Annotated in this window: 10 protein-coding genes; 2 read left to right on the forward strand and 8 right to left on the reverse strand. The window is 57.2% G+C overall.

The features are described 5' to 3' along the window. Positions 1-55: 55 nt before the first annotated feature. The 7 genes from AC1D1Z_RS30220 to AC1D1Z_RS30250 all read right to left on the reverse strand — a co-directional run bounded on the left by AC1D1Z_RS30220 (position 56) and on the right by AC1D1Z_RS30250 (position 4,236). Positions 56-196 carry a hypothetical protein gene (locus AC1D1Z_RS30220; protein ID WP_157214139.1) on the reverse strand — a complete coding sequence of 47 codons (141 nt, stop codon included), beginning with the start codon at positions 194-196 and terminating at the stop codon, positions 56-58. 186 nt (positions 197-382) lie between these two features. Further along, positions 383-1,183 carry an SDR family NAD(P)-dependent oxidoreductase gene (locus tag AC1D1Z_RS30225; RefSeq protein WP_018243382.1) on the reverse strand — a complete coding sequence of 267 codons (801 nt, stop codon included), beginning with the start codon at positions 1,181-1,183 and terminating at the stop codon, positions 383-385. Continuing rightward, positions 1,180-1,965, reverse strand: a complete 786-nt coding sequence (locus tag AC1D1Z_RS30230) for a hypothetical protein (RefSeq protein ID WP_018243381.1) — start codon at positions 1,963-1,965, stop codon at positions 1,180-1,182. Before AC1D1Z_RS30230 ends, AC1D1Z_RS30225 begins: the two co-directional genes overlap by 4 nt. Positions 1,966-1,975: 10 nt before the next feature. Next, positions 1,976-2,569 (reverse strand): protein-S-isoprenylcysteine O-methyltransferase, encoded by a 594-nt coding sequence (locus tag AC1D1Z_RS30235; RefSeq protein ID WP_130652973.1) that lies wholly within the window; start codon positions 2,567-2,569, stop codon positions 1,976-1,978. 51 nt (positions 2,570-2,620) lie between these two features. Continuing rightward, positions 2,621-3,205, reverse strand: coding sequence for a hypothetical protein (locus tag AC1D1Z_RS30240; RefSeq protein ID WP_028733235.1), 585 nt, complete (start codon positions 3,203-3,205; stop codon positions 2,621-2,623). Positions 3,206-3,363: 158 nt separating this feature from the next. Continuing rightward, positions 3,364-3,483, reverse strand: a complete 120-nt coding sequence (locus tag AC1D1Z_RS30245) for a hypothetical protein (protein WP_018243378.1) — start codon at positions 3,481-3,483, stop codon at positions 3,364-3,366. 165 nt (positions 3,484-3,648) lie between these two features. Next, complete coding sequence (locus AC1D1Z_RS30250) at positions 3,649-4,236, reverse strand: L,D-transpeptidase (RefSeq protein WP_026188513.1); 588 nt, start codon at positions 4,234-4,236, stop codon at positions 3,649-3,651. A 230-nt stretch (positions 4,237-4,466) separates the two neighbouring features. Between AC1D1Z_RS30250 and AC1D1Z_RS30255 the strand changes: the two genes are divergently transcribed. Further along, positions 4,467-5,222: an SDR family NAD(P)-dependent oxidoreductase gene (locus AC1D1Z_RS30255; RefSeq protein WP_018243376.1), complete on the forward strand. Its 756-nt coding sequence runs from the start codon at positions 4,467-4,469 to the stop codon at positions 5,220-5,222. 715 nt (positions 5,223-5,937) lie between these two features. Here the strand turns inward: AC1D1Z_RS30255 and AC1D1Z_RS30260 are convergent. After that, positions 5,938-8,256 (reverse strand): membrane-bound PQQ-dependent dehydrogenase, glucose/quinate/shikimate family, encoded by a 2,319-nt coding sequence (locus AC1D1Z_RS30260; RefSeq protein ID WP_130652972.1) that lies wholly within the window; start codon positions 8,254-8,256, stop codon positions 5,938-5,940. Positions 8,257-8,400: 144 nt separating this feature from the next. Between AC1D1Z_RS30260 and AC1D1Z_RS30265 the strand changes: the two genes are divergently transcribed. Further along, positions 8,401-9,201 (forward strand): acyltransferase family protein (locus tag AC1D1Z_RS30265; RefSeq protein WP_477852554.1); only part of this gene is annotated, 801 nt, incomplete at its 3' end.

Here is a 9,201-nt window from a genome sequence, read left to right on the forward strand (position 1 = left end):
CAGTCCGCCGCAACCAAATCCACAAAAGATGCGCTATCAAGCGGGTTTTTTGCGTCTAATGTCCGGTGATCGCCCGGGTTGAGTTCCCTGAGGCCAGTCTTTCTTCGAGATCGTTCCGCACCTCGGCAAGATTGCGCCAGGTCATCAGATCGAGAACTTCCATGGAGGCCACGATGCTGGCGATGAGGCCACGCACCTGCAACGCCCCCGGCTGATGTCGGGTGTCTCGCCGATCAGGCGTTTCTCGACAAGTTGGAGGACGATCGGAATGGGCATCCGTTTTGCATCCTCTTCGCGCCCGTTGCGGGCTCGGAATCGGCTTGCATCACGCCGGAGACCGGCTCTGGCAACATACCTCAAGGTTATTCCCTGAACCGCAACGTTATGGATCTTTGCTTCTGCGCTGCAGGCGACCGATGAGGGGGAGGACAGCCGCGGTCGGCAAGAATGCGACAAGAGTGAGCAACTTGGCTGAAATGCCAGGGACAACGCGGCGACGGCCCGAGTTGAATCCTCTCCAGGCCCGCTCAGCGACATATTCAGCGTCCAACTTGGGCAATATCTTGAAGAGAGCCGCCCGGTTCGCGCCAGCCTTTTCGAGGAATTCGGTGGACACCGGTCCGGGCGCGACACATGTCACCGTAACGCCAAAGCGGCGCACTTCCTGATGGAGCGCGTCCGAAAAAGAGTGCACGAAACCCTTGCTTGCGTAGTACAACGCCATATACGGCCCGGGAAACAAACCCGCTATAGAGCCGAGATTGATCACGCCGCCACGTCCGCGCGCAAGCATTCCGGGCAGGAAGCGAAGGGTCAAGTCCGTCAGGGCGCGTATATTGAGATCGACGATCCCAAGCTGATCGTTGAGGGGGAGTAATGTTGCTGCGCCTCGCAGGCCATACCCGGCACTGTTGACCAGCACGCCGCAGACCAAATCATTGGCGGTTAGAAAAGCCTCAAGACGCTCGGACGCGTCGGCTGCAAGCAGATCCAGTTCCAGCGTGAAGGCCTCACCGCCGGCCTGCTGTACCTCGGCCGCCGCAGCGGTGAGGCCTTCAGGCGAGCGCGCGATGAGCACCACGACGTTGCGGTCGCGTGCGGCAACCTTTGCGATTGCTCGTCCAATGCCGCGGGAACCGCCAACCACGACGACAGCCGAACGGAACTCGTTGTGCGGGGTCACTTCGATGTTCCTACCGACGGCATGATGGTCGCGGCTCCCCTGTGGACGAGGCTATTTACTTCGTCGGTGACCTCGCCATTCAAGATCCTTTCGAATCGTTCCAATGCCCGTGCCACATTCGCTCCATCCATAACCCTGTGGTCGTAGTGAATGCGGACAGTAACCGATCCATCCTCGCCGATCGGGCCGTAGTTGAAAAGTGTGGTCAGCGGACTGAGAGGGTTGAGAGACTCCGCTCCGAGACCCGAATAGACAGACAGTTGGAAGGTGCCGAAATACCGCGCTCGCTTCCGTCCTATATTGAGTCCGAGCCACATGAGCAGCCACCTCACAGGGGCAGGTGCGCGAGCAAGCTCCAGAGAGCGCCGAAACTCCTTGATCTCCAGAACCGGAAGTGACCTCGCTGAACGGATCAGCGTCTCCAGCTCGGGGATTGAGCGTTGCTCGGGACCTTTGATGGTGCTCAGCAGAACGACCCGTTCTCCGTCATGCTCGCGCTCATGGGCAATGGAGGCCACGCTGGCCGGATATTCATAGAGTTGTGGCCACGGAAACTTGATGTAAGCGCGCCGCAATTCAGGAATTTCTTGAGAGAGCAGAGCGTATCCCTTCAAGAAAAGCACCGTCCAGGACGGCCGGGCATCCGCTCCGTCTCTTGCATCCAGGAGGGGCCGAACGTTCATTTGCCGCTGGACCGTCACACGCGGCACCCCGATCGAGAATCTCATCAGATCTCCGACAAGGCGTCGCGATGCCGAGAGCTTGATCGTTCGGCCTCTCATCTTGCCACCTCTAATAAAGATAAGGGATGATGCGCTTGGTCTTCGCCATATACGCTTGATATTGCGGACCGAAAACTTCCAGCATCATACGTTCTTCCTTGTCCACCCTTAGGAAGAATAGAACGGTGAAACCGATCAGGCCCGCTATGCCTGCCACCCAGTTCGGCAGCAGAAACACTTGTGAAAGCCCCATCAAAAGGAACGACGTGTACATGGGGTGGCGGACAAGGGCGTACGGGCCAGCGCATATCAATTCGTGCTGCTGGCGGATCTCCAGCGTAATCGACCAGTTTCGTCCTAATTGCTTGTGGGTTCTTCGAAAGACCCACATCGCGGCGCAGAAGAGTATTGTCCCGATCACGACGGCCCACAAATGGGCGGTATAGTCGGCTGCCTCAGGGATGCCGGTCGCGACGTAAAATCCCGGCACGATCGCAAGTCCTGCGAGGGCTGCCGCAAGTCCGACCGCCTCCGAACCGGTACGGCGTTTACTGACGACCGGCACTCGCTTTGCGCGACGCTCAAATGGGTATCGAATGATGCACCAGGCAACAATTCCGAGAACCCAGACGCCCTCGCCGACGACGGCTGCTGATAAGTTCAAATCAAGTCACCAGAACCTTTCCATGATCTGCCTTCTTGGATGCCCCGGTAATCAACCTGTATTCATCTCCCGAAGGTTTGTAATGAACTGTTGCGGCCTTAGCCAAATGCTGGGCGCCTTATAACCCATGTGCCGTGCGATATCCGCCACAAAGGCATTGCAGTTGTATACCGATGCCTCCCAGAGACGAGAGGTTGCCTGCAGTTTGCGTATATACGCAACTGTGTCGTTATATTCATTATCACTCAGCATCACACGCCAGCTTGCTGATCTGTACTGCTCTTCCAGGTCACCATCCGTTGGTCCGGTCGAGGCCGGAACCGGTATGAAGTGGCCTATTACATACTGCGCGGCATCGGGAGAAGCTGGGGCAAGCCCTGCAACTTCGGGATTGATCATATTTCCGTTTTTATCCGCCTGCCCAAAAACGACGTAGGTGTGGCCGTAGGTCAGCGCATAGCGTGAGCGGAATTCGATGAAATGCCGATTTGATTTGTTTTCAGCCGTATTGGTTGGAGCTACGCCTCTGCCGTTGGATGTATAATGCGGTAAAGGCCTTTTGTCTTCTGTCTGGCATGACGATGCCACGAACGCCAACATAACAACTAGCGACACACCGCCTCTTCCAAGCGCCATCACTAAGCTCCATATGCAGGCCCTGACGAATGCGAGCCCGAAGTCAGCATATAAAAATGCCACTCTTGCGCTGTGAGTTACGAAGGAGCGCAGCTTGGCGGTTTATGTAAGAAGAGGAAGGGTCTATGTGACCCTTCCTAAGAATCAAACCCGATATGCTACTTGTAGACTGCTTCTGCCGGCGGTGGGGCCTTCCCCTTGCCTTTGCCAATCGACCCGCAAGCACTCAGATTGGCCACCGCAAACATCGCAACGATTACAATTAGAATTCTGCTCATCAGGAAGTCCTCTCCTCATCATGGAATAGCCTTTCAGGCTACACCTTAAAGTTTAGCGACAATCAGTACCCTGGATAGGGCAGACATGATGCAACATGCAACGAATCTACATTAGCAGATACATATTGCTATGGCCAACCCCGCGATTTCAAATGGTAAACACCATCAGATGACAACCACGCGCGTGCCTACGCGTGCACGGGAGTAGAGGTCGACGATGTTTGTGTTCGTCAGGCGAATACACCCATTCGAAACGGCACGGCCTATCGACCAGGGGGCATTCGTTCCGTGCAACCGGAACAGGGTATCTTCTCCTCCTTGGTAGAGGTAGAGGGCCGCTGCACCGAGAGGGTTGAGCGGTCCTCCCGGTATCCCATCGGCATACTTGGCCAGCCGGGGCTTGCGCTGAATCATGTCATTGGTGGGCTTCCACGAAGGCCACTCTGCCTTATAGCCGATGGTAGCCTCGCCCTTGAAACTCAGTCCTTCCTCACCGACGGCAACGCCATAGCGAGTCGCCAGTCCGTCTGCCTCCACGAAGTAAAGGTAGCGGCTCGCCGTATCGACGACGATAGTTCCGGGCGGTTCACTCCCCGTATACGCGACCTCCTGTCGTCGATAGCGGGGATCGGCATCCGGATCCCTCGCGAATCGGTAGCCCAGTGGCGGCCCATCGCCCGAAGTACATCCAGAAAGCATCAGAGCCAGGCTCCCCAGCACGAGCCCCCGGCGTGTAATATGCTGTTTGTCCATTTCCACCTGCCAAGTAACTCCGTCGATCCCGTTCATTCCAAATTAGCCCGTTCATTCCAAATTAGATTGCGACATCTTTTGATAAAGACACTCAACTCTGTGGAGGATGAGTTCGCAACACTGGCAACATCTCAAGCTGCGCAATACCATGCCCTTCTATTTATCCGTGAAACCCCTTGCATCAATAATCGCGCCGATCGAATATTAGCATATCAACAAGGACAGAGACGATGAAGCTTTGCCTGGAAGGAAAAATCGCGATCGTAACGGGCGCAGGTTCCGGAATTGGTGCCGCCGTTTCCCGACACCTCGCTGAGGAGGGTGCCGAGGTTGTTGTCGCCGATATCAATGCTGACGCAGCACACACGATTGCCGCCGCAATCAGATCAGAGGGAGGCCGCGCCCGTGAATTTGTCGTCGATGTCAGTGACAGTGAAAGTGTGCAGAGACTTGTCGATTTTACCGTCGAGACATGTGGCGGCTTGAATCTGGCGGTCAATAATGCGGGAATCGATGGGATGCGCGCAGCGGTCGCAGACTATCCGCTCGATAATTGGCACAAGGTGATGAACGTCAATCTGAACGGCGTCTTCTATTGCATGAAGTCCGAAATTGGCGCGATGCTGAAGCTGGGCGGCGGTGCAATCGTGAATATGTCTTCCACTCTCGGGACCGTTGGATTACCCACCGCGGCGGCATACACCGCGGCCAAGCACGGGGTTGTTGGACTGACGAAAGTCGCAGCGATGGAGTATGCGAGATTGGGTATCCGCATAAATGCCGTCGGTCCCGGCTGGATCGAAACGCCACTTTTGTCAGAGCATCTTGAGGCGGCGAGTACGCGACGCATGGCATCGCTTCAACCAATGGGCAGGCGTGGAAAACCGGAAGAGGTCGCGACTCTTGTGTGTTTCCTCCTGTCCGAGCAGGCCAGCTTCATCACTGGGGTGCACTATTTGGTGGACGGGGCCTATACCGCTCACTGAAGAAAGGCCTTGAGAAGATGCGACGATGTCCAACCTGCCTCTATTTTGCCCGACGGTGTGGGTGACCGGGATAGCTCATGTTTTACACGACATCGCGGTCCCTCCGGTGATCCTGTCTGCTATCGCCATGTAGGCTACGTTGGAGGTTCTCACGAATAGCAAGACCGGACATGACGGCCATCGCCGCTAACGGGGCGAGATGMGGCGTGGATTGTGTCGGAGAGTTTGCGGTCGGCGCGATGATGGATGACGGTGTGGAGCGTGCCAGACTGAGGCCGAACATACTGTCGTCGTGGCGAACGATGGCGCGGTGTGGCAAGCGCATGTCTCCGAATGCGCCTTTCATCTCCGGCTCCGTCGGCAGGTGCAGAGAACGAGCCGCCAGGGGCACTTCCACCAGTTTCGTCGCTGCCTTCGGAAACCGCGATCATCTGCTAGCGGGACAAGAGCGAGTGGTCACAGGGCGCGAAAGGATAGGTGGAAATAATTGCGGTGCATTCCGTTGGTGACTTTCAGGAGCTTCAAATCTCAGCGCAAATCGGGCCCCAGGCAACCAAGCTTCTCCTAGATGACCAAAAGAGAGCCCCCGACAAGGGGGCGTGTGCCGGACCGTAGCTGAGATTGGAAATAGCGCGCAACAACCGAATCGAAGTCGGAATACGCGCTGCTTTTGCGAGGTTTTCGATCCAAGCTCTTCCATCATGCAAACCCCTCGCTAATCTCGGCTCTTCAAAGAGAATGCAAGGACGTAGTCGCCGATATCCTTCGAATAGGGTGCGCCGCCAACCGATATCAGGACATATTGCTTGCCTGTTTTCGGTGAGACATAGGTCATGGGCGTCGCGCTCGAGCCGACCGGCAGGGGATATTTCCAGAGCTCGGTACCGTTCTCGGCGTCATAGGCGCGGATATAATAATCCTGGAAACCAGCGAAAAAGACGACACCGCCGGCGGTCGCCGACGTGCCGGCGTAGCTCGGCAGACCCATCGGCATAGGCAGCTTGGTTTTGATCTTGAACGGCCCGAGTTCTTCGGCTGTGCCGGCCGGAACCTGCCATGCGATCTTGCGGGTGCTGAGATCCACTGCGGTGACGGTACCGAAGGGCGGCTGCGTGCAGGGAACGCGGAGCCTCGACGTCCACATTTCGGTGGCCATGGCGTAAGGTGTGCCTCGTTGCGGTGCCGAGGGGCCGTGCGCCGTCGTGGTGAGGGCGAAGTCGACATACTCCTCGCGCGGAATGAGTGCGAAGAGACTGGGCACGCGGATATCGTTCATGAAGACCCGGTTGTTGGGCAGATCGACCGACACGCTTCCCCAATTGAGGCCGCCCAGATTTCCCGGCTGCTGGATCGCATACTGCGTGCCGATCGGGGTGAAATCGCCGTCGTAGCGCATCTTGCGGAATGCGATGCGGCATGCCAGCTGATCGAACATCGTCAGGCCCCAGGTCGTCTGCTCCGTCACGCGCTCCGCACCGATTGTCGGCATGCCGACGGAGTAGGGCTGCGTCGGGGAGAGTTTCTCTTCCGGCGCGCCACCTTCCTGCGACACCGGCTTCTCCTCAACTTCGGCAAGCGGTGTGCCGGTCCGGCGGTCGAGGAGAAAAAGCTGCCCGCGTTTGGTGGTCTGCAGGAGAGCAGGCACGGTGGCGCCATTACCGTCAGGCAGGTCGATCAGGACCGGTTGGGCCGGCAGGTCATAGTCCCAGATATCGTGATGCACGGTCTGGAATTTCCATTTCTCGCGACCCGTCGTCACATCGAGCGCCACCAATGTCGCGTTATACTGATCGGCGAAACCAGGGCGATTGACGCCGTAATAATCCGGGGTGGTATTGCCGAGCGGCGCATAGATGAGACCGAGCTTGTCGTCGAATGCGGCCGTCGTCCACATGTTGGGGGTGGCTCGCGTATAAGTCTGGCCCTCCGGCGGGAGTTTGGTGATCTCAGGGTTGCCGAGATCCCATGCCCATTCGAGCTCGCCGGTGACCACGTTGAACGCGCGGATGACGCCCGAAGGTTCGCCGATCTCCTGATTGTCCGTGACCCAACCTCCGACGACGATCAGGTTGCGGGCAATCAGCGGTGCCGACGTCTGGAAATAATAGCCTATCTTGACTTCGCCCATGCCCTGGGAAAGCTGCACGGTGCCATTGTCTCCGAAGCTCTTGCAGGGAACGCCAGTCTCGCTGTCGATCTCCAGGAGACGGGCATCAATCGTCGTCTGCACCAAACGCTCGTTGCAAAGACCATCGGCGGATTGCGCTTCTTGCGGCATCTTGTAGTAACCAAGGCCGCGGCAGCGCTGCCAGTAAGGCGCCGTCGCCTTGGGGTCGAAGGTCCAGCGGGGTTTGCCTGTATCTGCATCGAGCGCTGCGATCACATCTGTCGGCGTGCAGGTGTAGACCGTATCGCCGATCTGCAGAGGCGTGTTCTGATCGGCGCCATCGCCTTTTCCGGTGCGATATGTCCAGGCAAGATCGAGCTTGGACACGTTGCCGCGGTTGATCTGATCGAATGGGGAATAACGGTCTCCTGCCGTAGTGCGGCCATAGGATGTCCAGTCGGAGGGAGCGTTGTCGCCCGTGGCGGGCTTGTAGGCGGTGATGTCGGCGGATGGGCGGATGACGCCGTGCGGTACGAAGCTGAGACCGAAACCCGCGACAAAGATGAGAGCGGTCACCAAGGCGCCGGCATAAAAGACCTTCCGGTTGGCGCTCGGGGAACGCGACGGCGCAAACAGAAGCGCAAAGCCTGCCAGCGCGATAGGGGACATCAAGCGGGCAAAAAGCGCCCAAAAATTAAGACCCGACTCCCATAACGCCCAGGGAAGGGTGAAGACGGCGACAAGCAGCACGATGAGGCTGCCTGATATCTTCCGGCGCCACAGCAGAAACGCGCCAACCACATAAGAAAGCCCAACGATCGCGTAATAGGGGGAGCCGCCGAGGCGTAGCAGCCAGGCGCCGCCTCCGATCAGCCCCAATCCGATAAAGGCGAGAACAAGACAAAATAGGGTAGCCAGAAATTTCATAGTCTCCTCATCCAATCCGCCGCCCGATCACCTGGATTCCAACTCCGACCGTCGCAGGGCACCTCGGGAAGCACAGGGGCCATGGGTTGATGGTCAGAGATGCGTCTTCGGGAGAGGGGTGCTCTCTCGTTCAATTTTTACCTGATGTACCTGTGGTCACTGACACGCGGCCCCGATCCGGCAATGATGCCGCCGCTACTCTGCAGCAACGGCTTGCCATTCCAAATTGAGTCAATACTTCTGAAAGGGGCACAGATGTTTCTCGGCGAAAAGCTTGATCAAGCGAACGGGCGACCGACAGGATTCGATTATATGCGATTACTGTTAGCCTTTTCAGTGCTTTGGATACATACGGCCCGCGTTACGTACGGCGATGACCTGTTTCTCTGGGAGTCACCCTTCCGCCCTGTTATCAAGTCAGTGCTGCCCATGTTCTTTGTCCTGAGCGGGTTCCTGGTGGCTGGCAGTCTTGAACGATCGAAGACATTGATCTCCTTCCTCGGTAACCGATTTATCCGGATCTACCCTGCTCTTGCGGTTGAGGTATTGCTGGCTGCCTTTATACTCGGAGCGATCTATACAGAGTATGACCTGCGTGACTATTTCACCGATCCTCAGTTCTTTACATATCTGATGAATGTCACAGGGCACATTCACTTCAATCTTCCCGGGGTATTCCTGGATAATCCTGATGCCGCGATGGTGAACGGGCAGCTCTGGACGGTGCCCTTCGAGCTTGAGTGCTATGCGGTGATCGCCGTCCTCTTTGTGCTCGGTGTCGTCAGGCGGCGGGTGATTGCCCTTATCGCAACGCCGGCCTTGATCATCAGCTTCGGTATCGCAAGATATTGGAAACATGAAAGTGATTGGGCGAATATGCCGACGACTGCGTCGGGCAATCTGCTCATTTGTGCTTTTCTTGTGGGGGTGACCTTCTATCTCTAC

It is taken from the genome of Rhizobium sp. P1_E1 (assembly GCF_056406015.1).

Bases quoted from the DNA above. Each gene is read 5' to 3' on its own strand.
- AC1D1Z_RS30250 (WP_026188513.1), bottom strand. From the start codon at position 4,236: ATGGACAAACAGCATATTACACGCCGGGGGCTCGTGCTGGGGAGCCTG.
- AC1D1Z_RS30230 (WP_018243381.1), bottom strand. From the start codon at position 1,965: ATGAGAGGCCGAACGATCAAGCTCTCGGCATCGCGACGCCTTGTCGGA.
- AC1D1Z_RS30255 (WP_018243376.1), top strand. From the start codon at position 4,467: ATGAAGCTTTGCCTGGAAGGAAAAATCGCGATCGTAACGGGCGCAGGT.
- AC1D1Z_RS30245 (WP_018243378.1), bottom strand. From the start codon at position 3,483: ATGAGCAGAATTCTAATTGTAATCGTTGCGATGTTTGCGGTGGCCAAT.
- AC1D1Z_RS30260 (WP_130652972.1), bottom strand. From the start codon at position 8,256: ATGAAATTTCTGGCTACCCTATTTTGTCTTGTTCTCGCCTTTATCGGA.
- AC1D1Z_RS30240 (WP_028733235.1), bottom strand. From the start codon at position 3,205: ATGGCGCTTGGAAGAGGCGGTGTGTCGCTAGTTGTTATGTTGGCGTTC.